This is a genomic window from Nocardiopsis sp. LDBS1602 (assembly GCF_035818715.1).
GTDB classification, from domain to species: domain Bacteria; phylum Actinomycetota; class Actinomycetes; order Streptosporangiales; family Streptosporangiaceae; genus Nocardiopsis; species Nocardiopsis alba.
Genome location: NZ_JAYLVW010000001.1, coordinates 708595 through 732699 on the forward strand (window position 1 = coordinate 708595; position 24105 = coordinate 732699).

A 24105-nucleotide genomic window follows, 5' to 3' on the forward strand; every position below is an offset into this window, starting at 1 on the left:
AAATCCCATTGCGAGAGGACCCCCCATGCGTGTTCTGGTGACCGGAGCGAGCGGCACCGTCGGTTCCCTGGTGGTACCGGCGCTCCTCGAACGAGGAGCGACCGTCCGCGCGCTCAGCCGAGCCCCCGACGCCCGCGCCTTCCCCATCGGCGTGGAGACCGCGAAGGGAGACCTGGAACTCCCCCACACCCTCGACGGTGTCTTCGACGACGTGGACGCCCTCCTGCTCTACCCCCACCCCGAGGGTGCGGAGGAGGTCGTGGATCGGGCCGCGCGGTCCGGGGTGAGGCGTATCGTGCTCTTCTCCTCGGCCTCGGTGGACACCGACCCCGACGCCGACGTCGACGGGAACCTCGGACATCTCCACCACCGCCCGGTAGAGGAGGCCGTGGAGCGCTCGGGCCTGGAGTGGACCCACCTGCGTGGAGGCGAGTTCATGATCAACGACCTGGACTCCCATGCCGGGACCGTGCGCGACGAGGGCGTGTTCCGTTCGGCCCACGCCGGACAGCCCGGCGCCCCCGTGCACGAGGCGGACATGGCCGATATGGCGGTGGCCGCGCTGCTCCGGGACGGACACCGAGGGCGGGCCTACGAGATCACCGGACCCGAGCCGATCACCCCCGAACAGCGCGCCGAGACCATCGCGCGGGTACTGGAGCGGGAGGTCTCCTTCGTGCCTCTCTCCCTGGAGGAGGCCCGGGAGCTGTGGCTCGCCGAGGGCGTGCCGCCCCAGATGTGCGACTGGCTGTTGTGGGAGCCCGACCCGGCGGACGAGGGCCGAGAGTGGGCGGCGGGCGAGATCGTCTCCGGCGACTACGAGCGCGTGATGGGACACCCGGGGCGCGACTACGCCCGCTGGGTCCTCGACCACGCGGACTCCTTCCGGCGGCCCGACTCCGACGGAACCGGCTCCCCCACGGCTCCGCACCGGTGAGGGCGTCGGCCTTGCGCCCCCGCCTCACCACCTGCGATCCTGCTCCGACCCCGGCCGGAACGTGATCCGCGACACGACGCCCCGAACAGGGGCTCCCCGCCGGGCACCCGGAACGATGGCACGCACCCGGCTCCGAGCCGTACTGGAAGGGACAACGTGACCGACGCACACACCACACCGCACATCGCCGAGCAGGCGGGCACACTCCTCCTGGGAGGTGATCTGCGCGTACACCGACTGGGCTTCGGCGCGATGCGGATCGTCGGCGAAGGGGTGTGGGGCCCGCCCCGCGACCGGGACGAGGCCCTCGCGGTGCTGCGCCGGACGGTCGAGCTGGGCATCGACTTCATCGACACCGCCGACTCCTACGGTCCGCAGATCAGCGAGCAGCTCATCAAGGAGGCCCTCTACCCCTATCCGGAGGGTCTGGTCATCGGCACCAAGGCCGGTTTCGCCCGGACCGGCCCCGCCCAGTGGCACAAGCTGGGGCGTCCGGAGTACCTCAAGCAGCAGGTGGAGCTGAGCCTGCGCAATCTGGGCGTGGAGCGCATCGACCTGATGCAGCTGCACCGGATCGACCCCGAGGTGCCACTGGCCGACCAGCTCGGCGCCCTGGTGGAGCTCCGGCGCGAGGGCAAGATCCGACACATCGGGTTGAGCGAGGTGAGCGTGGACGAGCTGTCCGCGGCCCGCGCCATCGCCCCGATCGCCTCGGTACAGAACCGGTACGCCCCCTCGTTCCGCCAGTCGGAGGACGTGCTGGAACAGTGCGAGAAGGACGGGATCGCCTTCCTGCCCTGGGCACCGGTGGATCGCGGGGAGATGGCCGCGCCCACCTCCCCGTTGGCCTCGATCGCCGCCGAACACGGGATCAGCCCCGTACAGCTCGCGCTGGCCTGGCTGCTGCACCGCTCCCCCGTGATGCTGCCGATCCCGGGGACCTCCCGGGTGGCGCACCTGGAGGAGAACACCGCGGCCGCGGCGGTGCGCCTGTCCGAGGACGAGGTCGAGCGCATCGGCCGTTTCCTGTCCTGACGCCCTCGGGCCGGGGCGTCCTCGCGCGCCCCGGCCCGGCCGCGCCTCAGGTGTCCTTCTCGTCCTTCTCCCGGGCGGAGCGGACCTCGGCGATGACCCGCGCCGCCGCCGCGTCCGGGTCCTCGTGCTCCCAGATCCGGACGACCCGCCACCCCTCGTCGAGGAGCCGTTCGGTGGTCTCCTTGTCACGGGCGCGGTTGGCCCGGACCTTCTCCGCCCAGTAGGCGGCGTTGGTCGCCGCCACCGTGTGGTGTTCGGGACATCCGTGCCAGAAGCAGCCGTCGACGAACACGGCGACCCTGAGCCGGGTGAACACCAGATCGGCGGTGCGTCGGAAGCCCGGCAACGGCCGGGCCGAGACCCGGTAGCGCAGCCCCGCCGCGTGGACACGGCGGCGGATCGCCAGCTCGGGTCGGGTGTCGCGGCCCTTGTTCGACCGCATGCTCTTACGCGTGCCCTCGTTCGCCGCCCGCGTCGGTCTCCGTACGTCCACGGGTCGATCCTAGGCCCGACGTTCCCCGTTCGGTTCGCCGCTCCGATACACCTGATCTATCTTGAAACCCATGCTCACGGACGACTCGATCAACATCGTCGACCTGTTCGCGGGGTGCGGCGGGCTCACCACGGGCTTCCACTCCTTCCGCGCCCCGGGTCGCGACGACTCCCCCTTCCGTACCGTGGGCGCGGTCGAGCACGACATCGCGGCGGCCTCGACCTACGCCGCCAATTTCGGGGCGCACACGGGGATCGAGCGGATCCACGCGGGCGACATCGAGGAGTGGGATCCGGCCGTGATCGAGGATCCGGTGGACGTGATCCTCGGCGGCCCTCCGTGCCAGGGGTTCTCCCTCCTCAACAAGAGGAATCTGATCAAGGACCTGAACGACGAACGCAACGTGCTCTGGCGCGAATACGTGCGGGTGGTGCGGGCGCTGCGGCCGAAGGTGTTCGTGATCGAGAACGTCGGCCGTTTCCTGGACTCCGACGAGTTCTCGCTCCTGCGGGGCGAGACCGAGAGGCCGGACGGGCTGCTGCGCGAGTACGAGCTGGCCGAGGCGAGGGTGCTGAACGCGGCCGACTACGGGGTTCCGCAGACCCGTCGTCGGGCGTTCGTCCTGGCCACGCGCCGTGATGTCCGCGCCGCCCATCCGTCGGGGCTCGGGCTCGGCTATCCAGACCCCACCCACGCCAAGGTGGTCGTGGACCGCAGGCGGGCGCGTCGCCCGGTGAACCCCGCCCCCGCGCTGCCGCCCTGGGAGAGCGTCCGGTCGATCTTCGCCGGCTCTCCGCCCACCACGCGGACGACCGAACTGCCGGCCCGCTTCTGCGCCCCTTTGGGGGTACGGCTTCCGGGAAGCTACCTGACCTCCGAACTGCACGTGGGTCGCAACCCCGAACCGTTGTCGTTGGAGCGTTACAAGGCGATCCCGCCGGGGGGTAACCGTAACGACCTGCCCGCGGAGCTGTCCACGAAGGCGTGGTTGCGGCACAAGAACGGCTCCGGGGACGTGATGGGGCGGTTGTACATCGACCGTCCCTCGGTCACCATCCGTACCGAGTTCTTCAAGCCGGAGAAGGGGCGCTACCTGCATCCCACGGCGCACCGTCCCATCACCCATCTGGAGGCGGCGCGGATCCAGGGGTTCCCCGACGACTTCCGCTGGTGCGGCGGCAAGTCGCAGATCGCCCGGCAGATCGGCAACGCGGTTCCGGTGGGGTTGGCGGCGGTGTTGGCGGGCGAGGTGTACCGCTATCTGGCCGAGGTGGGCGCGGTGTCCGTACCCCCGCGCCGGGCGGCCGGCTGAACACCGGGGCGTGAACGCCCGCAGGCCCGCCGTAGAGCGGCGGGCCCGCGGGCGTGGGGATCTGCCGGGTACGGTCAGCCCGGACGCTGGCGGAACACCTGGAGACGCATGTCGTAGTACTTCTCGGTCTCGCCGACCCATTCCATGCCGAGTCTGCGCGCGACGGAGATGGCCCGTTCGTTGTTGGGGCGGGCGACCGCGAAGACCTCCTCGATCCCCTGGCTGAAGGCCCAGGAGATGATGGCCTGGCTCGCCTCGGTGGCATAGCCCTGGCCCCAGAGATCGGGGCGGACGGCCCAGCTCAGTTCGAAGTCCTCCTCGAAGGGCGGGAGCAGCCTCAAGGCGAGCCCTCCCACCAGTTCACCGTCCTCCTTCCGAACGATCGCCCAGCGCCCGGCGGGCGGGATCAGGTTGGGCCCCGCCTCGATCCAGGCGTGGAGCACCGAGCGCATGGCGCGGATGTCGGTCACCGGGTGCCATTCCGGTGTCAGCCAGTGCGTGACCTCTTCGGCCCCGTAGACGCTCAGGGCCGCGTCGGCGTCGCCCAGCTCCCACTCCCTGATGAGGAGTCGGTCGGTCGGCAGCTGAAGGCTCATACTCACCACGTTAACCCGGACAAAAGGCCCCGAACAGGGGGTTCACGTCCTGTTTCCGGTCTTCCTTCGGCCATGGGCCTCGTCAGTAGGTGATGTCCCAGGCCATCACGCCGGAGACGGCGGCGGACCAGGCGAACCCGACCAGGGCCGCCAGGACGACGGCCCCGGCGAGGACCCGGAACCACCGCTCCCGGGCCCGCGGAGCACGGACGAGCGAGACGGCCGCGGGCAGGACCCCGAGGGCCCCCAGGAGCGTGAACCCTTGGGCCGAGCGGATGAGGCTCCAGGCCACGTCCCAGGTCCCGGTCGCCTCGGGAACGATCCAGGCCCACAGCGCCGTCGCCGCCAGGGCGCAGACCACCGCGCCCCTGGTCAGGACACGGGCGGTCCGGCCGTCGCGGGCACGAGGCTCCCCTTTCAGGCTCCTGCGGACGAGGGCCGAGATCGGCCAGGACAGCGCGGCCAGGAGCAGGATCGCGAGGGAGACGCCGAGGACGGTCAGGGCCGTGGGGGCCTCACGTACGGTGTCGACCCTGGTCATCGTGAACGCCGCGCCGAACCCGAGGTCCCGGACCTCCCGGTCGTCGGCGCGCATGACGAGGGTCCGGTCCCCCTCCATCTCGCGCCACACCCACGGCTCGATCTCCTCATAGGCGGCGGGGGCGCCGGTCGCGGGGTCCGGGGAGACGACGATGGTGCCGTCCGGGCGGGCCGTGACCCGGGTCTGTTCGAACAGGTCCCGGACGGCGAGGAAGGTGCTGTGCGACGAACGCGAGGAGACGTAGCGGCCCTCGGCCATCGCCGCGTGCTCCTCCCGGGTCGGACTGATGGAGATGTCCTCCGCGTCCTCTCCGTCCTCCTCCCCGGCCGGGAGGTAGCGGTCGGTGAACCCCTCGGACACGGCGTCGAGGACCCGGGCGGCCGAGTACTCGTCGTGGCCGTTGCTGTTGAGGGAGACGAAGATCCCGGTGCCCTCGTCGGGGTGGAGGCGGATACGGGAGTGGAAGAACGCGCTGTCCCCGTCGTAGCCGAGGATCCGTCGACCGCCGCGATCCTCCTCCAGGAGGCCGAGGGTCGCGCGGGGTCCTTCGGCCAGGGTGCCGAGGGTGTCGGCGTCCAGGCCGGGTCCGCGCATCAGGTCGAGGGTCTCGGAGGACAGCGGTCCCGGCCCCTCGCCGTCCTCCAGGAGGGCGAGCATGAAGCGGGCCATGTCCACGGCCGTGGTGGACAGGGCCCCGGAGGGCGCCGAGGCGCTGCCCTCGAACCACGTCGGGCGTGAGTCGTCGGTCTCGTAGCCGTCGGAGGGCCGGGTGTCACCGTCGTAGAGGGTGTCCTGGTGGAAGTCGGAGTCGGCCATGCCGATCGGGTCGAGGACGTTCTCGCGAACGTGGTCCTCGAAGGTGTCGCCGGTGACGCGTTCGATGATGTGGCCGACCAGGGCGTAGCCGTACTCGGAGCGGGAGGGGACGGTCCCGGGTTCGTGGACCTGCTCGGGAGGGTCGGTCGTCAGGCGGGCGCGCAGGTCGACCTCGCCGTCGTCGAGCAGGGTCCGCCCCCGGTACCGCTCCTCGTAACCGCCGGTGTGGGTCAGCAGGTGGCGCAGGGTGACCGGGGTGTCGAAGGAGCTCGGCGGCGCGAAGTCGAGGTATTCGGTGACGTCGGTGTCCAGGTCCAGTTCGCCGGACTCGACGAGGAGCATCGCCGCGGTGGCGGTCACCGGTTCGGACAGCTCGCCCACCTGGAAGAGGTTCTCCTCCGGGTCCACCGGTGTGGCGACGACGTCTCCGGCGGCGGTCTCGCCGTACTCGTAGCCGGTGCCCGTCTCGGAGTAGCCGTAGCCGCGCGAGGTGAGGATCTCGCCGTCGGCGACCACGCTCACGGTGGCGCCGGCGATCCCCTCGGCCTCCAGGGCGGCGGGCAGGGTTCCGTCGAGCCAGGCCTCGACGTCGTCCCGGGTGGGCTCTTCGGGCCCGGCCGGACGGGGCACCGGAGGCGCGGGCGAGGTGGAGGGCATGTGCGGGGCGCATCCCATGGCCAGCAGGGCCGTCGCGGTGACGGCCAGGACCGTTCGATGTATCCGGCCTCGGGCCCCGAGGGCGACCCGGCTCGATCTCGGCGAGCCGGGATCTCCGGTGTCGGGGGCGGTGGCGGGGTTCACTGATCACTCCTGTTCACGAACGGTCGTGGGGGATGTGCGCCCGTCTCTGATGTCGAAAGTCCGTTCTCGGTTCGTGTTCCTGTGGGGAGCCCCCTGTTCGCAAAGGGCTTACGTAAAAACTTTCGCCACAGCGACGTTTTCTTGCGACAATGCGTATCCCCTTACCCTCTAGGACCCTGGAGCGACCCGTATGCGTTTCCGCCACGACCCCCACCACGACGGCTCCCCCGACCACGTGACCCTCCACGAACACCACGCCCGTCTCCGGGTGCGGGTCCCCGGCGGCGCGGACGGGGTCTATCTGCGCGTGGTGGAGGACGGCGAGGCGCGTCTGGTGGAGACCGAGGTCGAGGCGGAGCGCGACGGCGTGGTCGTCTACGGCGTCGACCTGCCCCTGCTGCCGGTGGTCACCCCCTACCGGTTCGCGATCATCCGGGATCGGCGCTACACCTGGTTGAACCAGGAGGGCCCGCACGATCACGAGGTGACCGACGACGGCGACTTCCGGATCCTCGAGGCTCCGAACCCGCCCTCCTGGGTCACCGGAACCTCCGTCTACCAGGTCTTCCCCGACCGCTTCGCCCGGGACGACGACGGGGTGGAGCCGCCGACCGAACACCCCGAGTGGGCCCTGCCCCGCTCCTGGGACGACGAGCCCGCCGGGTTCGGGCCTCTGGCGCCCCGCGAGTACTTCGGCGGAACGTTGGAGGGGGTACGTCGGCGCCTGGAGCACCTGGTCGAGTTGGGCGTCGAGGTCCTGTACATGACGCCCTTCTTCCCCGCCGGGTCCACCCACCGCTACGACGCCTCCTCCTTCGACGAGGTCGACCCGTGGTTGGGCGGCGACGCGGCCCTGTCCAGGCTGATCGAGCGGGCCCGCGAGCTGGGTCTGCGGGTGATGGGGGACCTCACCACCAACCACACCGGCGACCGGCACGAGTGGTTCCTCGCCGCGCGGGCCGACGCGGACTCCCCCGAAGCCGGCTTCTACCACTTCGTCGACCACCCGGACGACTACGTGAGCTGGCTGGGCGTGCGTTCCCTGCCCAAGCTCGACCACACCGACCCGGGGCTGCGCGAGCGGATGTACGAGGCCGACGACTCGGTGCTGCTGGCGCGGTTGGTCGGCGAGGACGCGTTGGACGGCTGGCGGATCGACGTGGCCAACATGACCGGCCGGCTGGGCGCCCTGGACATCAACCACGAGGTGTCGGGCCGGATCGCGGAGCGCGTGCGCGAGGTCGCGCCGCAGGCCTGGCTGCTGGGCGAGCACTTCTACGACGCGGGCCCCGATACCCGGCACGACGGATGGCACGGGGTGATGAACTACGCGGGGTTCACCCGGCCGGTGTGGGCCTGGCTGAACACCGGCCCCGAAGGGGTGCGCTACGCGGCCACGCACACCTCGGCGCCGCTGCCCTCCCAGGGGGCCGTGGAGACGGTGCGGGCGCTGCGGGCGACCAACGCCGGAATGCCCTGGCGGGTGCGCACGCACAGCGTGAACGCGTTGAGCACCCATGACTCGGCGCGGTTCCGGACCGCGGTCGGCGATCCCCTGCTCCAGATCCTGGGCGTGGCCGCCCAGGCGACCCTGCCCGGCGTCCCGTTCGTCTTCGCGGGCGACGAGATCGGACTGACCGGCAGGGACGGGGAGAACTCGCGGACCCCGATGCCCTGGCACCGGCCCGAGACGTGGGACCGCGAGGTGTTCGAGGCCCACCGGCGCCTGCTGGCCCTGCGCCGTGAGCTGCCCGCCCTGAGCGAGGGCGGCCTGCGCTGGCTGGACGCGGGCGAGCACCACATGACCTTCCTGCGCACCCTGGGCGAGCAGGTGGTCCTGGCGCATCTGACCGACGGCGCGCACGGGCCCACGAGCGCCACGGCGACCGACCTGGGTCTGCGGGAGGCGACGGTGATGGAGAGCGTCGGGGAGGTCGAGGTCTCCTTCGACGACGGGGTGGAGCTGTCCGCCCGGGGGCCGGGTCTGGTGATCGCGGTGGGTTCACGCGACGGCCTCTGACCCGGGCCCCGCCCCGGCGGGGGCGTCACACCCTCCCCGGGGCCCTCCGCAGGACGCTCCGGATGTCCTCGGTGATCCGTTCGACCAGCGCTCCGGTGCGGCCGGTGAAGTAGAAGTGCCCGCCGGGCAGGGTGTGGTGGCGGATGTCGCCCTCGACGTGGTCGGCCCACCCGGAGAGGCGTTCGGGCGGCATCCCCTGGTCGTCGGCGCCGCCGAACACCGACACGGGGACGGTCAACGGCGCGGCCCGGGGGTCGGGGTTCCAGGTGTCGACCAGTTCGAGGTCGGCGCGCATCAGGGGCTCGACGTAGGACCACAGGTCGGGGTCCTCCAGGGCACTCCTGGGGGTACCGCCCATACGGACGATCACCTCGCGGAGGCCCTCCGCGGAGAACAGGTGTCGGGGCCGGCGCCGTTCGGCCCCGGGGGTCGGACTCCAGGCGGAGGCGCCCAGCCAGATCGGCGGCGTGTCGGTGAGGCGCCGGGTCATCTCGTAGGCGACCAGAGCGCCCATACTGTGGCCGAAGAGGGCGTAGGGCCGGTCGAGTTCGGGGCGTACGACCTCGCACAGGTGATCGGCCAGGGCGCCGGCCTCCCGGAGGGGTTCGGCGTCGATACGGCGGGCCCGCCCCGGGGCGTCCAGGAGGCAGACCTCCCAGTCGGCGGGGAAGTGCCGTACCCATCCGCGATATCCCAGGTGGGATCCGCCCGCGTGGTGCAGGACGAAGATCCGGAGCGTGCTGTGGGGGACGGGTCTGATCCGGGTCAGGGCACCCTCGGGCACGGTTCCGACCACCTTCCTACTTGTGGGTAACAACGCGAACCTACCAGTGGGTAATAAACCTGGCGAAACCGATCACCTCCCTGGTCTCCGGCTTCCCGCCTCCGGTGCCTCCACCGGCGCTCGAGGGTAGGTACATCGCGAGCCCCGCCCCCACGGAAAGGCCCGCCATGGAGCGCACACACGTCGTCGAAGCACTCGACGCCCCGGTCGAGGTCGTCGTCGACCCCTGGGGCGTTCCCCACATCAGGGCCCGGAGCGCCGGCGACGCCTTCGTCGCCCAGGGCTTCACCGCCGCCCGCGACCGTCTGTTCCAGTTGGACCTGTGGCGCCGTCGCGGCCTGGGACTGCTCTCCCAGGCGCTGGGCCCCTCCCACGTGGAACGGGACCGGGCCGCCCGACTCTTCCTGTACCGGGGCGACATGGCCACCGAGTGGTCCTCCTACGGTGAAGGGGTACGCGAGGCCGCCGAACGCTTCACCGCCGGGATCAACGCCTACATCCGCCTCACCGAACTCGAACCCGATCTTTCGGGCCCCGACTTCGCCGCCCTGGGCACGACCCCGTCCCACTGGTCGCCCGAGGACCTGTGCCGGATCCGCTCCCACGGGCTGTACGCCAACGCCGAGAAGGAACTGGCCCGTGCCCTCACCCTGCGCGATCTCGGCCCCGAGGCCGAGGACCTGCGCGCGGTCCGCGAGCCGCGCCTCCCCCTCCGTCTCCCCGAGGGGTTCGACCCGGACGTACTACGGCCCGAGGTCCTGGACGTGTACCGCCTGGCCTGCGCTCCCGTCGACCTGTCCGGCGCCCGGCCCCGCACCGCGCCGCTCGAACCCGACGGCAGCAACAACTGGGTGATCTCGGGCGAACGCACCGCCACCGGGCGCCCTCTCCTGGCCAACGACCCGCACCGGACCGTCGGCGCCCCGGCCCTGCGCCACATCACCCATCTGAGCTGCCCGGAGTTCGACGTGATCGGCGCGGGCGAACCGGCGCTGCCGGGGGTGTCCATCGGCCACAACGGTCACGTGGCCTTCGGGCTGACCATCTTCCCGATCGATCAGGAGGACCTGTACGTCCACGAGCTCCACCCCGACGATCCCGGGCTCTACCGCCACCACGGCTCTTGGCGCCCCTTCGAGAGGACGACCGAACGGATCCCGGTCCGGGGCGGCCCCGCCCACGAGGCCGAGCTGGTCTTCAGCCTCTACGGACCCGTGGTGTACACCGATCTCGAACGCCGCGCCGCCGTGGTCGTACGGGCTGCCTGGCTCGACCACGGCATGGCCCCCTACCTGGGCTCGGTCCGGTACATGCGGGCCCGCGACGGCCGGGGGTTCCGCGAGGCCCTGCGGGTGTGGGGCACGCCCGGGGAGAACCAGGTCTACGCCGACACCGAGGGCGACTTCGGCTGGATCGCCGCCGGGCGGGTGCCGGTCCGTACCCGAGGCGACGGCTCCATGCCGGTCCCCGGCGACGGCGGCCACGAGTGGGCGGGATCGCGCTCCGGATCGGACCTGCCGACCGCGCGCCGTCCCGCCTCGGGGTGGTTCGCCTCGGCCAACGAGAACAACCTCGGACGGGCCCGGGAGTGGACGCCGTTCACCGTCACCCGCGACTGGGCCCCGCCCACCCGCTACGAGCGCATCGCCGAGGAGCTGTCCTCACGGACCGGATGGACGGTCGAGGACGCCTGCCGGCTCCAGTCCGACGTGGTGAGCCCGGTCGCGCGCGCGGCCCTGGCCTCGCTGGGCCGCCGCTCCGACGCCCTCGCCTCGGCCGGGCCGGACACCGAGCGGGCCTGGCGGCTCCTGCGCGGCTGGGACGGCTCCATGGCCGTCGACCTCCCCCAGCCGACCTTGTTCGAGCACTGGTTCCGCCACCGCCTCCTGCCCGCCCTGCTGAGGGAACGACTCCTCCCCCTGGTCGGAGCCGACCGGGTCGAGGAGGCCGTCCGCGGCGTCTCCCCCGGTCGGGACACGGCGCTCGACCCCCGGATCGGCCTGAACCTGTTGGAGGAGGCGGTCGAGAGCGGCGAGATCGGCCCGGTGGCGCGTTCCCTGGCCCTGGCCCACCGGGACCTGGTCGACCGCTCGGGGCCTCTCGGGCCGGCGTGGAACTGGGGAGAGCACCACTTCGCCCGGCTCGATCATCCTCTCGCCCGGGCCGAGGACCCGCCGGCCTGGGCGTTCGGACGCCGGGTCCCCCGCCCGGGCGGCGCCGACACCGTGAACCTGACCGCCTACGATTCCTCGGGGCGCCAGTACCACGGCGCCTCCTTCCGGATCGTGATCGACGTGGGCGGCTGGGATCATTCGGTGGCGATCAACGCCCCGGGGCAGAGCGGGGACCTTCGGAGCCCGCACTACGACGACCTGACCGACCGGTGGGCCCGGGACGCGTACTTTCCGCTGCTGTACTCCCGGGAGGCGGTGGACCGCCATCGGACGGAGACCCTCCATCTGCTTCCTCCGGGGTGACCGCGCGGGCCAGACGGGCGGAGAGCTCCGCGATACGGTCGACGAACCCCTCGGGCCCCTCCACCGTGAAGTCCAGACCGGTCAGGGCCAGCACCATCGCCATCCACTCGTGGGAGTCGACCCGGGCCGTGTAGCGGGCCCGGTCCGCCCCGACCGGCTCCAGGGTCCCGTCCACCCGCACCAGCCGCGCGGCCACCTCGCCGGCCGAGGCGTGGAAGAGCACGGTCACGGTGTGCCGCTCCTCCGCGCGACCGAACCGGCGCTCCAGGTGGTCGGCCAGGTCCCGGGCCGGCGGCTCCCTGCGGGTGTAGGGGGCGTGGGTGGGGATCGCCTCGACGATCCGATCCAGCCGGAAGGACCGCCAGTCCTCGCGTTCGTGGTCCCAGCCGAACAGGTACCAGCGCCGCCGGAGCAGGATCAGCCGGTAGGGGTCGACCCGACGTCGTCGTTCGGCCCCGTCGCGACCCCGGTGGAGCAGCCGCACCCGATGCCCGGCGGCCACCGCCTCGCCCAGGGTCGTGACCAGGTCGGCCGAGGGCCCGGGCCAGACCCTCCGCCCCGGGTCCACCGCCGCCGACAGGGAGGCGGCGCGTCGGGACAGCCGTGAGGGCAGGACCCGTTCGATCTTGCCCAGGGCACGCTCGGCCCCCTCCTCCACGTCCTCGACCCCGCTGAGCCCGCCGGCCACCATACGCAGCCCCAGGGCGACGGTGACGACCTCGTCGTCCTCGAACATCAGTGGCGGAACGGCGTTGCCCGCCACCAGACGGTAGTGGCCGCCGGGGCCGCGCAGACTCTCCACCGGATAGCCGAGCTCGCGCAGGCGGTCGATGTCACGGCGCAGGGAGCGCGGGCTGGTGTCCAGGGCCTCGGCCAGGGCCGCCCCCGACCAGGAACGGCCGTTCTGGAGGAGCGAGAGCAGGCGGAGCATCCGCCGTCCGGTGTCGGCCATGGTCGACATTCTCCTCGAATTGTGGCCGGATTCCGACCACAACCTTTCCTAGCGTGGCGACATGAACACTCCAGACCTCGACCGCCCGGGGATCACCGTGGTCGGCGCTCGCGAGAACAATCTGCGGGACGTCGACGTGACCCTGCCCCGCGAACGGCTCATCGTGTTCACCGGGGTGTCCGGCTCGGGCAAGTCCTCCCTGGTGTACGACACGATCGCGGCCGAGTCGCGACGCCGGCTCGACGAGACCCACGACAGCTTCGCCCGGAGCAGGCTGGCCCGGCCGCGCACCCCCGACGTCGACCGGATCTCCCGACTGACGGTGACCCTGGCCGTGGATCAGCGCCGATTCGGCGGCAACGCGCGTTCGACGGTGGGGACCGCCACCGACCTGGCCGCGCCGATGCGCTTGCTGTTCTCCCGGATCGGGACCCCCGCGGCCGGGTACTCGCCGGCGTTCTCGTTCAACGACCCGAGCGGGATGTGCCCGGGGTGCGAGGGCCTGGGCACCACCCGGCGCATCGACACCGACGAGCTGTTGGACCCGGCGCTGTCCCTGGACGAGGGCGCGATCCGCCTGCGCGCCTTCGCCCCCGGCACCTGGCGTTGGAAGCGCTACGTGCACTCGGGACTGTTCGACCGCTCCGCGCCCGTGGGCTCCTACACCCCCGAGCAGAGGGATCTGCTGTTGCACGCCGAGAACCTGCGCCCGCCCGACCCGGACCCGGAGTTCCCCGTCACCGGGGTGTTCGAGGGGGTCGTACCCCGGATCACCCGGAGCCTGCTGGACACCGAACGGCCGAACGAACGCGACCGGGCCGACCTGGAGCGGGTGGTGCGACGGGGCATCTGCGACCTGTGCGGGGGCGCCCGGTTGAACCGGGCGGCGTTGGAGTGCCGGATCGGCCGGTACAACATCGCCGACCTATGCGCGATGCCGATCGTCGAGCTCGCCGGGGTGGTGGCCGGGATCGAGGACCCCAGGGTGGCCCCGGTGACGGCCGCGCTGGCGGAGCGGCTGCGCGGTCTGGAGGAGGTGGGGCTGGGCTACCTCTCCCTGGACCGGGTCTCCTCGACCCTGTCCGGTGGCGAGGCCCAGCGGGTCCGTCTCGTCCGGCATCTGGGCGGATCGCTCACCGGGCTGACCTACGTGCTCGACGAGCCCGGCGCGGGGCTGCACCCCTCGGACGTGCGTCGGCTCATCTCGCTGCTCACCCGGCTACGGGACGAGGGCAACACGGTGCTGGTGGTGGAGCACGATCCGACCATGATCGCCGCCGCCGACCACGTCGTGGACCTGGGGCCGGGCGCGGGGAGCGCGGGCGGACGGATCGTGTACCAGGGGTCGGTGAAGGGGTTGCGCGAGGCCGACACCCCCACGGGACGCCTCCTGCGCGCGGAACGACGGCTGCGTGAAGAGCCGCGGACGCCCGACGGCCACGTGGAGATCCGCGACGCGCGGCTGCACAACCTGCGCGGGATCGACGTGTCCCTGCCCACCGGAGTGCTGACCGTGGTCACCGGTGTGGCGGGGTCGGGCAAGAGTTCGCTGGTGCACGGAGAGCTGCCCCGGGTCCGCCCGGACGCGGTGGTGCTCGACCAGGGGCCACTGCGCGGAGGCCCGCGATCCACCCTGATCACGGCGTTGGGGATCCAGAACGCGGTGCGGGGGGCGTTCGCCCGCGCGCACGGGGTGGCACCGGGATGGTTCAGCGCCAACTCCACCGGGGCCTGCCCGACCTGCCGTGGGCGCGGCGTGATCATCACCGACCTCGCCTTCCTGGAGGAGGTGGAGACCGTCTGCGAGGACTGCGACGGGTTGCGTTTCAACCGGCGCGCCCTGTCCTACACCCTGGCGGGGCACAGCGTCGCCGACGTGTCGGCGATGTCGGCCGCCCGGGCGCGGGCGTTCTTCGATGGTGTGGCCGGGGTCGAGGTCACGGGAGCGTTGGAACGGCTGGATCGGGTCGGGCTGGGGTATCTGCCGCTGGGCCGTTCCCTGGACACGCTCTCCGGCGGAGAACGTCAACGGCTCGCCTTGGCCCGGGAGCTCGCCGCTCCGGCACGCCTGTACGTGCTGGACGAACCCACGAGCGGTCTGCACGGCGGGGACGTCGCCGGGCTGGTGGCGCTGTTCCATCGCATGGTGGACGAGGGGGCGACCGTGGTGGTGGTCGAACACCGCATGGACGTGGTGGCCGCCGCCGATCACGTCGTGGACCTGGGGCCCGGGGCCGGCCATGAGGGAGGTCGGGTGGTGTTCGAGGGGACGCCGGAGCGTCTGGCCCGTGAGGGCGGAAGCGCGACCGCGCACGCCCTGCGCGCCCATCTGTCCATGACGGGACCGCAGGGGTGACCGTTCTCCCCGGTCTCTCCTAACGCAGGTCGGCCTCGTGGTCCAGGACCCACCGGTCCAGGCCCAGGGGCGGGTGTCCGGTGATCCGTTCCACGGTGTCCCACACGGGCTGTTCGGCCTCGACCATCGCGGCGTAGGCGGTGATCATCCCCTCGATGTCGGCGTCCTCCCAACCCTCGGACCGCATGTGCGAGCGCAGTTCGTCGAGGGGGACCTCTTCGAAGTGCACCCGCGTGCCGAGGGTGTCGGCGATGATCCGCACCTGCTCCACCTGGGTGAGCGGGGTCGGTCCGCTGAGCAGGAGGCGCTCTCCCCGATGGGCGCCCTCGCCCAGGACCCGGACCACGACCTCGGCGATGTCGCGTTCGTGCAGCAGGGTGCGGCGGGCCTCGCCGAAGACGTCGCGGACCAGCCCCTCGCGGATCTGGTCGGCCCATTCGAGCAGGGAGGCGGCGAAGCTCGTGCAGCGCAGGTGGGTCGCCTTCGCCCCGCTCTCGTCCAGGGCCCGCTCCACCTCGGCGTGCATGGCGTTGATGGGGTCGGCCTGCTCGTCCCGTCCGTCGTCGATCCCGGCCGAGGACAGGTAGGCCACGTGCGCGTCCCGTTCGGCGAGGATCCCGGCGACCTCCCGCGCGTGTTCGGTGTCCAGGCCGGGCCACACCAGGAAGACGGCGCCCACCCCGTCCAGGGTCGGGATCAGGGTCTCGGGGGCGGTGAGGTCCCCGCGGACCCACTCCACCCCGGCCTCCTCGGGGTGGACGTCGCGGCTCAACGCCCGGACCGGCCGGCCCGCCTCGACGAGAAGACGTCTCACCTGCGCGCCCACGTTGCCGGTGGCGCCCACCACCAGGGTCGTGTCCTTCACGGTTCCTCCTTCGTCACGGGCCCCTCCTCGCGAGAGGCCCGGATCAGACTCGCGTTCCGTCTCCGGCCCCGGCAACCGGTTTTCGAACCGCCCGACCCGCCGGGAACTCTTCGCCTCCCCAGGACGACGTGAGTGGTCGAGATCGAGGAAGAGGAGGACCGTGTGGAGACGACCGACGAACGGGCCGGAGGGCCGCCGAGCCCGGACCGGGAACGACGCCCCGGGGTGTGGGCGGCGCTGCGGCCGCTGATCCTGCGGGCGCACTTCTACGCGGGGGTGCTGATCGCCCCCTTCGTCCTGGTGGCGGCGGTCTCGGGGCTGCTGTACGTGTGGACCCCGCAGGTGGAGCGGGCGCTCTACGACGACCTGTTGCGGGTGCCGGCCTCCGAGCACTCCCTGAGCCTGAGCGAGCAGGTACGGCTGGCAGAGGACGAGGTCCCCGGGGCCCGGGCCACCTCGGTGCGTCCGGCCACCGGCCCCGAGGACTCCACCCGCGTGCTGCTCGACCGCTCGGTCGAGGGCGTCCCCTACCGGGAGGGGCCGCAGACCGCCGTGTTCGTCGACCCCCATCGGGGCGAGATCCTGGGGATCTCCGAGAGCTACGGCACCAGCGGCGCCCTACCGGCACGGACCTGGATCGATCTGCTCCACCGTGAGCTGCACCTGGGCGAGGTGGGCCGCCTGTACAGCGAGTTGGCGGCGAGCTGGCTGGCCCCGGTGGCCCTGGGCGGCTGTCTGCTGTGGCTGGCGCGGGCCCGACGTCGGGGAGCGCGGCGGACGCTGCTGCCCTGGAGCGGACGCGGGGAGGGTTCCGCGCGTTCCCGCACGGTGTCGGCGCACGCGACCGTGGGAGTGTGGCTGCTGGTGGGCCTGCTGTTCCTGTCGGCGACCGGGCTGACCTGGTCGAAGTACGCGGGCGCCAACGTCACCGATCTGCGCGCGGCGTTGTCGTGGACCACACCGACCGTGGCGACCGGACCCTCGTCGGACAGCCCCGGCGTGGACGCGGGGATCGACCGGGTGATGGACCGGGCGCGCGACGCGGGGCTGGACGGCCCCGTCGCGGTCGACCTCCCCCGCGACCACGTCTCCCCCTACGTGGTCACGCAGATCGAACGGTCCTGGCCCACCAAGGCCGACTCCGCCGCCCTGGCCCAGGACACCGGCGAGGTGGTCGACGTGGTGCGCTTCGCCGACCATCCGTTCATGGCCAAACTCAGCCGGTGGGGTGTGGACGCGCACATGGGCGTGCTGTTCGGGATCCCCAACCAGATCGCGTTGACGGCGCTGTGCCTCGGCCTGATGTACGTGATCGCGATGGGCTACCGGTCGTGGTGGCTGCGCCGTCCGGACCGGGAGCGGATGGCGGGGGTGGGACGGCCCCACCCCCGCGGATCCTTCCTCGCCCTGTCGCCACCGCTCAAGACGGCCGTGGTGGTGTTCCTGGCCGCCCTGGGATGGGCGATGCCGGTCCTGGGCGTGTCCTTGGCGGTGTTCCTGCTGGTGGACACGGTGATCGGCCTGCGGGCGGGCGACCTCAGTGGTGGCCGTCGTGCTCCCCGGCGTCCTCGCCCCCGCTCGGACCTCCGGTCATCTCCAGCACCGGAACGTCCAGCTCGACCTCGGTCCGACTCGCGAAACCGAGGGTGACGGCGACGGTGTCCCCGACCTCCAACGGGTCGGGGATGTCGTTGACCATGATGTGGTAGCCGCCGTCCACGAACGTGGTGGTGCCGCCCGCGGGGACCGGGATCTCCTCGACGGTGCGCATCGTGGAGGCGCCCGACTCGGTGGTCTCGGTACGGCACAGTTCGGCGTCCTCGGAGGCGTCGGTGCTCACCGAGACCACGGCGTCGTCCTCCGCGGCGTCGTTGGAGACCTCCAGGTAGACCACGCCCACGGCCGGGTTGGCGGGCTCCGGCATCCAGGCGCCCGTGATGAGCAGGTCGCCGGCCTCGGCCCCGGCCCCCGGTTCCTCCTCGACGGCCGCCCGCTCCGGTTCGGGCTCCCCGTCGGTCCCGCAGGCGCTCCCCAGGAGCACCAGGGCCAGGGCGGCCGGAATGACCCCGCCGAGTCCGCGTACCCGCTCGTGACGCATGTCGTTCCTCCGTCTTTCGTGTTCGTCCGTCGTCTTCGGGAGTCGCCGTCCGACCCTCCCGGGTTCCCACCGCCCGCCGTCTCCTCGCGTGAGGCCCCTCACGGCGGGGCGGTGCCGCCCGTTCACGTCCACAGCCCGTGGGAGACGAACGGTTCGTCGTCCCGGAGCGGGGGCACCGCGAACACGGCGCTCCCCTCGTGGCGGACGTACCTGTTGAGCGCGTCGCCACCCTCGTCCAGCCGCCGCTGCACCGCCGTGAAGCCGGTGTTCGGATCGCCCTGCCAGGCGGTGAACAGCAGCCCCGTATCGGGCTCACCGTCCGCGTCCAGGCCCAGGTCGTAGTTGAAGCCGCGGCGGAGCATGCGCGCGCCCATGGTGCTCTCGGAGCCGGCCAGCCGGATGTGGGCGTCGGCGGGGATCACCGGCTCACCGTCCTCGTCACGGGCGGACAGATCGGGCAGGTCCTCCTCCCGTTCCCCGCCCAGCGGAGCCCCGTCGTCGAGGCGCCGCCCCACCACGCGTTCGCGTTCCCCCTTCGACAGGTCGAACCAGTCGTCCAGGAGCATGCGGATGCGGCGCACCACCACGTAGGTACCGCCGTCCATCCACTCCTCGGCGGGGTCGGTGTGGGAGGCCAGCACCTGTGGGGAGAACACCGCCTCCCCCGGGGACGGGTTGACCGTTCCATCGATCTGCCCCATGAGGTTGCGCGGCGTCGCGGAGGGGTCCTCGGCGGCCGCCGCCGAACGTTGGAAGCCCGGCAGCGACCAGCGGACACGGGTGTGCTCTCGTACCCGACCGAGCAGGTGGCGCACGGCGGAGCCGACCACCACCGAATCCTCGGCGCCCACGTGCAGCATCAGGTCGCCGCCGCACAGGGCCGGGTCGAGCCGGTCGGTGTCGAAGGCGGGTGGATCGGCCAGGGCCTCGGGCCGACGATCCTCCAGCCCCGCGCGTTCCAACAGACTCGGCCCCAGACCGAGGGTGACGCCCAGGGAGGCCGGACGCAGCCCCTGGGTGGGCGCTCCCTCGACGACCGACGCGAGACCGCTCTCGTGCAGTTCCCGGGCCCGATCGTGCCATTCCTCCAGAACCGTCCGGGCCTGTTCTGCCACGGCGGAGGGGGTGTCGGCTGTCAGGTCGACGGCGACCACGTGCACGTGTGCGGGGGTCGGGGTCCGCAGCGCGGGCACGAGGCCCTCGGCGGGCCCGCCCGCGGCGAGCATCAGTTCCCGGGCGGGGTCGGGCTCGGAGGAACCCCTGGTCGCGCCCGCGCCGAACAGCCCTCCGGCGACCAGACCCACCGCCCCGGCCGCCCCCGCGCCGGCGAACAGTCCGCGTCGGGAGGGCCCCTCGGTCACAGCAGTTCCCCGCTCAGGACCGGCAGCAGTTCGGCGATGTCGTCGGCCTCGACGCCCTCCTCGAACAGCCCCGCGGCCTCACCGTCGGGGGTCAGCACCACGATCCGGCCGCCGTGGGAGACCAGGTACTCGCCGTCGGTCTCCTGAGGCGCCTCGATGGGCACGCCGTAGTCCAGGGCCGCCTCTACGGTGACGTCGATGTCGCCGCGCACCCCCTGGAAGTCGGGGTCGAACCGGTCCAGCCAGGAGCGGAGCTGCTCGCCGGTGTCGCGCGCGGGGTCGCTGGTGACCATCACCACGTCGAAGTCGTCGGCGTCGGCCTCCGCGTTCTCCAGGGCCAGGGAGATCTCGGCCATGGTCATGGGGCACACGTCCGGGCAGCTCGTGTAGCCGAAGAAGAGCAGGGTGAGCCGGTCGTCGGCGACGTCGGTGAACCGCCAGGGGTCGCCCTCCAGCGTGGACAGCTCCATGTCCGAGGCGGGCATCGGGTCGTCGGACAGGTCGAGGTAGTAGTCGACGTCGGCGAGGTCGGTGCCCGACGAGCAGGCGGTGGCGGCCAGCAGGACGGCGGTGGCGGCCAGGGCCGCTCGGGTCGTGAGTGCGGTCACGGAGGTTCTCCTCGGGTTCGCGGCCGACGTTCGGCCGTGGGCGGTTCGGGAGGTCACGCGGCCTCCCGGAGCAGACGGATCAGGTCCCGGCGTCCACGCGCCACACGGGAGCGGACGGTGCCGACCGGGACCCCGGTGAGCGCCGCGGTCTCGGCGTAGGACAGGCGACGCACCTGGGTGAGGACGAAGGCGGTGCGCCGGTCCTCGGGCAGTTCGTCCACCAGGTCGAGCAGGGCGATGTACTCGTCGAAACGGTCCGGGGCTGCCGCCGTCGTGCCGAGCGACCGCTCCCAGTCGTCGACCGGGTCGGTGCGGGGCGTGCGCCCCACGGCCCGGTAGCGGTCGACCACGGTGTGCCGGGCCACCGAGAGCAGCCAGGCGCGGACGGGGGAACGGCCCGCGTAGCGGGGCAGGGAGCGCACGGCCCGGGAGAAGGTCTCCTGGGTCAGGTCCTCCACCCAGCCGGGGTCCACCCGTCGGGCGATATAGCGGGTCACGTCGTCGCGGGTGAGCGTGAACAGGGTGTCCATCGCACCCGGGGCTCCCCTGCCGGCGTTGAGCGCGAGCCGGCTCAGATCGGTGTGCTCCTCGTTCGGGGCACGACCGACGTCGATGCCGTCGATCATCTTCACGGTCCTTCTGTCACCGCGCGCGACCGTCCGGAGGAGGGACGCCGATGGTCCTCGCTCCGGGATCGCGGTTCTGTGGGCTGCGGTGCGCGACGCACCGCGGGGACGCGGGAGGCGACCGACCGAGGGGGCGGATCCGCCCGGGTGCGGAGACACCCGGCGACCGCACGAGGGCGCCGAAGAGGGCGCACGGGTGCGGGAGCGGTCTCGGACCGCCCCTGGTCAGGCCGCGAGCACCGGAGGCGGTCCTCTCAGAACACGGGTGTGACGCAGACAGAAGGTGTCGGGACGACGGGGCTCGTCGACCGGGGCCGGCGCCGTGGAGGACGGTGTCCTCGGCGCGGGGACGGCCCCCACCACCAGGAGCAGCGGCACCAGGGACAGCGCCATGAAGTGGAGAAAGGAGAAGAGGGCGTTCTCGCCCAGACGCAGCCACCAGGAGCTGACCAGGGCCATGACCACGTGCATCGTGATCATCGCCCAGGCCGACATCGGTTCCTGTTGGAGGGAGGCGCCGAGATGGTCCTGGTGACCGACGCCCCAGCCCTGGGCGGCGCTGAAGGTCACGTGCAGGGCGAACTGGCCCCACAGCATCCAGGCGGTCAACTCCCACAGACCCAGTCGGCGCGCGGAGGCCGCCCAGGCGGTGGCCAGGACGACGGCGCCGCCGAGCAGAAGACCGAGGAGGGGGACGTCGTGCCCCGACCCGACCGCGTGTCCGATCGCGGACAGGCTCGCGCACACCAGGGTGAACACCCCGGAGCGCAGCGGTCGGCACGGTCGGTTCTCGGACATCGTCCTCACATCGTCGCACTTCCCGACGGGTCCGGCGCACGGGGGTGGGATTCACGCCCTCCTACGGGGTCCGCTCCTTCTCGCGACCGCGCCTCCACTAGACTCGGGACCCTTTCCGGTAGTGAGATGAGGTTCTCGTGTCCGTCTCTCCGCTCGCCCTTCTGCGCGAGTGGTCCTCCCGTACCGACGGGGCCGCCCTGCGCGGGTTCCTGCTGATCGGCTCCGAACCCGACCTTCCCGAAGTGGAGCGGAACGTCGTTCCGGCCGCGCGGGAGATGGAGGCCTCGGTGGCCGTGCTCGGCGCCGCCGCCCCCGGGACCGAACCCGCGGCCGTCTTCCGCCCCGAACGCTCCCTCGCCCTGATCGAACGCTCCGGCCCCGACCCGCTGCCCGAGCTCGTGCTGCTGGTGGGCGACGAACACGTCGTGGCCGCCTTCGGCGGCGGCGCCCCGGGCCTGGACCTGGACCGTCGACCGTGGTCGGTGCTGCGCGGCGGGCCCGAAGGGGTGCCGTGGGCCTTCGCCGACCTGGGCTCCTGGCTGCGCGAGCGCGCCGCCACCGGCCCGGTCCCCGCCCCGATGGCCGCCCACTTGAACGGGTTCGCCGACCGGCTGGAGGACCTGGTGCTGTCCTGCCCGTTGGAGGACCCGACCCGGGTGGCGCACAACATCGACGGCCCCTTGATCGACCGGTTGCCCGAGGGGCCGGTGGACGAGCTGTGCCTGTACGCGCCGCTGCGCGGCGCCGATCCCGAGGCCCTGCGCGCCCTGGTCGGACGTCTGTCCCCGGTCTCGGTGGTGCTCGGGGCGCCCGACGACTGGCCTGTGGAGGACGTCGAGGCGGCCCTGCGAAGCCTGGAGGAGATCGGGATCCGGGCCGAGCCGCGTCGGGTCCCCGACGGGGTCCCCCGGCACGGCGGTCTCGTCGAGTGGGCGGTGGACGGAAGGCGTTCGGCTCTGACCATCGGCTCCCACCCGCGTTCCCTGGTCCGTCCGGCCGGGGCCGGGCTCGTCCTCGGGGCGATCGTCGCCGCCGATCCGCCTCGGGCCCCCGTCTCCCCGGTAGCGGAGGAGGGCCGGGAATCCGAGGTCGCCGCGGAGGTGGAGGCGTCGGGCTGGACCCTGGAGGTCGATTCCGGGATCCACCACGTGCGCGGGAACTTCACCAACCCGGTTCCGGTGGCCGCCCGGATCGCCGAACTCGTGGCGGAGGGCGACGCGCCGGTCATGGTCCACGCCCAGGGCCCCAAGGCGTGGGCGCTGTTGGTGTGGAGCAGACCGACGATGCTGCTCGCCTCGGCCCCTCGAGGCAGCGCGTGGCGCCTGTACAGCGTCCGTCCGCCCGCCACCCCCTCCTCCCGGCTGGGCGGCGAGGGCCTGTCCCAGGTGGGGCTGGTGCGCACCAGCGCACCGCTGCACCGGGCCCCGCACCGGGACGTCATCGCCTTCCTGGACACCCTGGGCACCGATCACATCACCCTGTTGGAGAAGGTCGGGTTCCTGGGAAAGACGCTCTGACCGGACCGGTGTCGCGGTTCACCCGCGCCGTCGAGGGTCGGCCCGCCGGAGAAGACGGCCGATAGCGGCCACCGGGGGCGTCCTCGTGACCCGTCCCCGAAGCGTCTCCCGGCGCTCTCGCAGGGGTCGGGCGCCGTCGCGCGCGACGGAGGCGGGTCCGGCACCGTCCGTGCCCGCTCCGGCCGCGCGGGCCAGGGCCGCGCGTTCGTGCAGACGTTCCCTGACCTGGTCGGGGGTGTAGGCGCGGCGTCGGCGCTCGGCCCGGGCGATCGCCGCTCCGGTGGCCGCCACACCCACGAACGCGGCCAGCCCCAGGGTCTTCCACCACTTCCTCATGCCCCCACGCTAACCGGCGCGAGCGCTCTTCGCCCTCGGAGGGCGCGGGGGTACGGTGGGCGCTATGAGCCTGTCCCTGGATGAGGCGGTCGAGCTGACGCGGACCGGTGATCTGTGGGTGTTCCGGGGTACCGCCGTACCCGACCGGGCCATCCAGATCACCACGAACAGCCCGGTCAACCATGTCGGTATGTCCGTGGTCATCGACGACCTGCCGCCCTTGATGTGGCACGCGGAGCTGGGCCGCTCCCTCGTCGACATGTGGTCCGGCGTCCATCGACGCGGGGTCCAGCTGCACGATCTGCGCGACGCCGTCCTGGTGTGGGGGCGCCGCTACGGGCAGCGGGGGTGGCTGCGCCAACTCGACCCGGTGGCCGATCGCGCGATGGAGGACGCCGCGCTGCGCACGGTGGCCCGCCTGGACGGGACCCCGTTCCCGTCCACGGCCCGGTTGGCCGGACGCTGGGCCCTGGGTCGGCTCCCCTTCCGCGGGCGGGCCCGAGAGCGGCGGTTGGAGACCGCCTACTGCGCCGAGGTGGTGGCCCTGACCTATGAGGAGATGGGGCTGCTCCCCAAGGGGAACCGGCCGGGCTACTACGATCCGGGCCGGTTCTGGAGCGGTGACTCCCTGGAGCTGGAGGACGGCGCCCGGCTCGGTGGGGAGATCCCCGTGGAGCTTCCCGACGCCCCCTCCTAGTCGTTCCCCTCCCTCTCCCGCGTTCCCCCTCGTGGGAGGGGTCGGGACGTTTCATCCCGTGAGGGAACGGGCAGGCGCC

The 24105-nt window shown here is 72.4% G+C and carries 20 protein-coding genes and 1 pseudogene; 9 read left to right on the plus strand and 12 right to left on the minus strand.

Features of this window, described 5'->3' with window-relative positions; genetic code table 11:
* Nucleotides 1–25 precede the first annotated feature (25 nt).
* Both U9J66_RS03305 and U9J66_RS03310 read left to right on the plus strand, forming a co-directional pair.
* Nucleotides 26–937 carry an NAD(P)H-binding protein gene (locus U9J66_RS03305; RefSeq protein WP_326336980.1) on the plus strand — a complete coding sequence of 304 codons (912 nt, stop codon included), beginning with the start codon at nucleotides 26–28 and terminating at the stop codon, nucleotides 935–937.
* 156 nt (nucleotides 938–1093) lie between these two features.
* The gene (locus U9J66_RS03310; RefSeq protein WP_017534743.1) at nucleotides 1094–1972 is read left to right on the plus strand and encodes an aldo/keto reductase; all 879 of its coding nucleotides are present in this window, start codon (nucleotides 1094–1096) and stop codon (nucleotides 1970–1972) included.
* Nucleotides 1973–2018: 46 nt separating this feature from the next.
* Here the strand turns inward: U9J66_RS03310 and U9J66_RS03315 are convergent, their stop codons facing one another.
* The gene (locus tag U9J66_RS03315) at nucleotides 2019–2465 is read right to left on the minus strand and encodes a very short patch repair endonuclease (RefSeq protein WP_085994769.1); all 447 of its coding nucleotides are present in this window, start codon (nucleotides 2463–2465) and stop codon (nucleotides 2019–2021) included.
* 70 nt (nucleotides 2466–2535) lie between these two features.
* Between U9J66_RS03315 and U9J66_RS03320 the strand changes: the two genes are divergently transcribed.
* Nucleotides 2536–3777 (plus strand): DNA cytosine methyltransferase, encoded by a 1242-nt coding sequence (locus tag U9J66_RS03320; RefSeq protein WP_326336981.1) that lies wholly within the window; start codon nucleotides 2536–2538, stop codon nucleotides 3775–3777.
* A gap of 74 nt (nucleotides 3778–3851) precedes the next feature.
* Here U9J66_RS03320 and U9J66_RS03325 read toward each other — a convergent pair whose 3' ends face one another.
* Both U9J66_RS03325 and U9J66_RS03330 read right to left on the minus strand, forming a co-directional pair.
* The gene (locus tag U9J66_RS03325) at nucleotides 3852–4373 is read right to left on the minus strand and encodes a GNAT family N-acetyltransferase (RefSeq protein ID WP_017534741.1); all 522 of its coding nucleotides are present in this window, start codon (nucleotides 4371–4373) and stop codon (nucleotides 3852–3854) included.
* An 82-nt stretch (nucleotides 4374–4455) separates the two neighbouring features.
* Entirely contained in the window at nucleotides 4456–6531 is a 2076-nt protein-coding gene (locus tag U9J66_RS03330; RefSeq protein WP_326336982.1) for a serine hydrolase domain-containing protein, read from the minus strand.
* A 190-nt stretch (nucleotides 6532–6721) separates the two neighbouring features.
* On the opposite strand from U9J66_RS03330, the gene U9J66_RS03335 reads away from it, so the two are divergent.
* Nucleotides 6722–8551 carry a glycoside hydrolase family 13 protein gene (locus tag U9J66_RS03335; protein WP_326336983.1) on the plus strand — a complete coding sequence of 610 codons (1830 nt, stop codon included), beginning with the start codon at nucleotides 6722–6724 and terminating at the stop codon, nucleotides 8549–8551.
* 25 nt (nucleotides 8552–8576) lie between these two features.
* Here U9J66_RS03335 and U9J66_RS03340 read toward each other — a convergent pair whose 3' ends face one another.
* A complete protein-coding gene (locus U9J66_RS03340) occupies nucleotides 8577–9335 on the minus strand; it encodes a thioesterase II family protein (protein ID WP_326336984.1) in 759 nt (252 codons plus the stop codon).
* A gap of 167 nt (nucleotides 9336–9502) precedes the next feature.
* Here U9J66_RS03340 and U9J66_RS03345 point away from each other — a divergent pair.
* Nucleotides 9503–11710: pseudogene (locus tag U9J66_RS03345) on the plus strand (penicillin acylase family protein); the annotation flags it as partial.
* On the opposite strand, the gene U9J66_RS03350 reads toward U9J66_RS03345, so the two are convergent.
* A complete protein-coding gene (locus tag U9J66_RS03350) occupies nucleotides 11658–12764 on the minus strand; it encodes a helix-turn-helix transcriptional regulator (RefSeq protein ID WP_326336985.1) in 1107 nt (368 codons plus the stop codon). The pseudogene U9J66_RS03345 and the gene U9J66_RS03350 overlap by 53 nt on opposite strands.
* Before the next feature lie 61 nt (nucleotides 12765–12825).
* Here U9J66_RS03350 and U9J66_RS03355 point away from each other — a divergent pair, with 61 nt between their 5' ends.
* Entirely contained in the window at nucleotides 12826–15120 is a 2295-nt protein-coding gene (locus U9J66_RS03355; RefSeq protein ID WP_161111923.1) for an ATP-binding cassette domain-containing protein, read from the plus strand.
* Nucleotides 15121–15139: 19 nt separating this feature from the next.
* Here U9J66_RS03355 and U9J66_RS03360 read toward each other — a convergent pair whose 3' ends face one another.
* Complete coding sequence (locus U9J66_RS03360) at nucleotides 15140–15985, minus strand: NmrA family NAD(P)-binding protein (protein ID WP_326336986.1); 846 nt, start codon at nucleotides 15983–15985, stop codon at nucleotides 15140–15142.
* Between the two features lie 132 nt (nucleotides 15986–16117).
* Between U9J66_RS03360 and U9J66_RS03365 the strand changes: the two genes are divergently transcribed.
* Complete coding sequence (locus tag U9J66_RS03365; RefSeq protein WP_326336987.1) at nucleotides 16118–17635, plus strand: PepSY-associated TM helix domain-containing protein; 1518 nt, start codon at nucleotides 16118–16120, stop codon at nucleotides 17633–17635.
* Here the strand turns inward: U9J66_RS03365 and U9J66_RS03370 are convergent.
* The 5 genes from U9J66_RS03370 to U9J66_RS03390 form a co-directional block, all read right to left on the minus strand.
* Nucleotides 17523–18083 (minus strand): copper chaperone PCu(A)C, encoded by a 561-nt coding sequence (locus U9J66_RS03370; RefSeq protein ID WP_017534731.1) that lies wholly within the window; start codon nucleotides 18081–18083, stop codon nucleotides 17523–17525. The genes U9J66_RS03365 and U9J66_RS03370 overlap by 113 nt on opposite strands.
* 122 nt (nucleotides 18084–18205) lie before the next feature.
* Nucleotides 18206–19444 carry a Dyp-type peroxidase gene (locus tag U9J66_RS03375; protein WP_326336988.1) on the minus strand — a complete coding sequence of 413 codons (1239 nt, stop codon included), beginning with the start codon at nucleotides 19442–19444 and terminating at the stop codon, nucleotides 18206–18208.
* Complete coding sequence (locus U9J66_RS03380; RefSeq protein ID WP_017534729.1) at nucleotides 19441–20052, minus strand: SCO family protein; 612 nt, start codon at nucleotides 20050–20052, stop codon at nucleotides 19441–19443. Before U9J66_RS03380 ends, U9J66_RS03375 begins: the two co-directional genes overlap by 4 nt.
* 53 nt (nucleotides 20053–20105) lie before the next feature.
* Nucleotides 20106–20678, minus strand: a complete 573-nt coding sequence (locus U9J66_RS03385) for a sigma-70 family RNA polymerase sigma factor (protein ID WP_017534728.1) — start codon at nucleotides 20676–20678, stop codon at nucleotides 20106–20108.
* A 225-nt stretch (nucleotides 20679–20903) separates the two neighbouring features.
* Complete coding sequence (locus U9J66_RS03390) at nucleotides 20904–21476, minus strand: hypothetical protein (protein ID WP_326336989.1); 573 nt, start codon at nucleotides 21474–21476, stop codon at nucleotides 20904–20906.
* Nucleotides 21477–21613: 137 nt separating this feature from the next.
* Here U9J66_RS03390 and U9J66_RS03395 point away from each other — a divergent pair, with 137 nt between their 5' ends.
* Entirely contained in the window at nucleotides 21614–22993 is a 1380-nt protein-coding gene (locus tag U9J66_RS03395) for a hypothetical protein (protein ID WP_326336990.1), read from the plus strand.
* A gap of 18 nt (nucleotides 22994–23011) precedes the next feature.
* Here U9J66_RS03395 and U9J66_RS03400 read toward each other — a convergent pair whose 3' ends face one another.
* The gene (locus tag U9J66_RS03400) at nucleotides 23012–23329 is read right to left on the minus strand and encodes a hypothetical protein (RefSeq protein WP_161111917.1); all 318 of its coding nucleotides are present in this window, start codon (nucleotides 23327–23329) and stop codon (nucleotides 23012–23014) included.
* Nucleotides 23330–23393: 64 nt separating this feature from the next.
* Here U9J66_RS03400 and U9J66_RS03405 point away from each other — a divergent pair, with 64 nt between their 5' ends.
* Nucleotides 23394–24026 carry a hypothetical protein gene (locus tag U9J66_RS03405; RefSeq protein WP_161111916.1) on the plus strand — a complete coding sequence of 211 codons (633 nt, stop codon included), beginning with the start codon at nucleotides 23394–23396 and terminating at the stop codon, nucleotides 24024–24026.
* The last annotated feature ends 79 nt before the right edge of the window (nucleotides 24027–24105 follow it).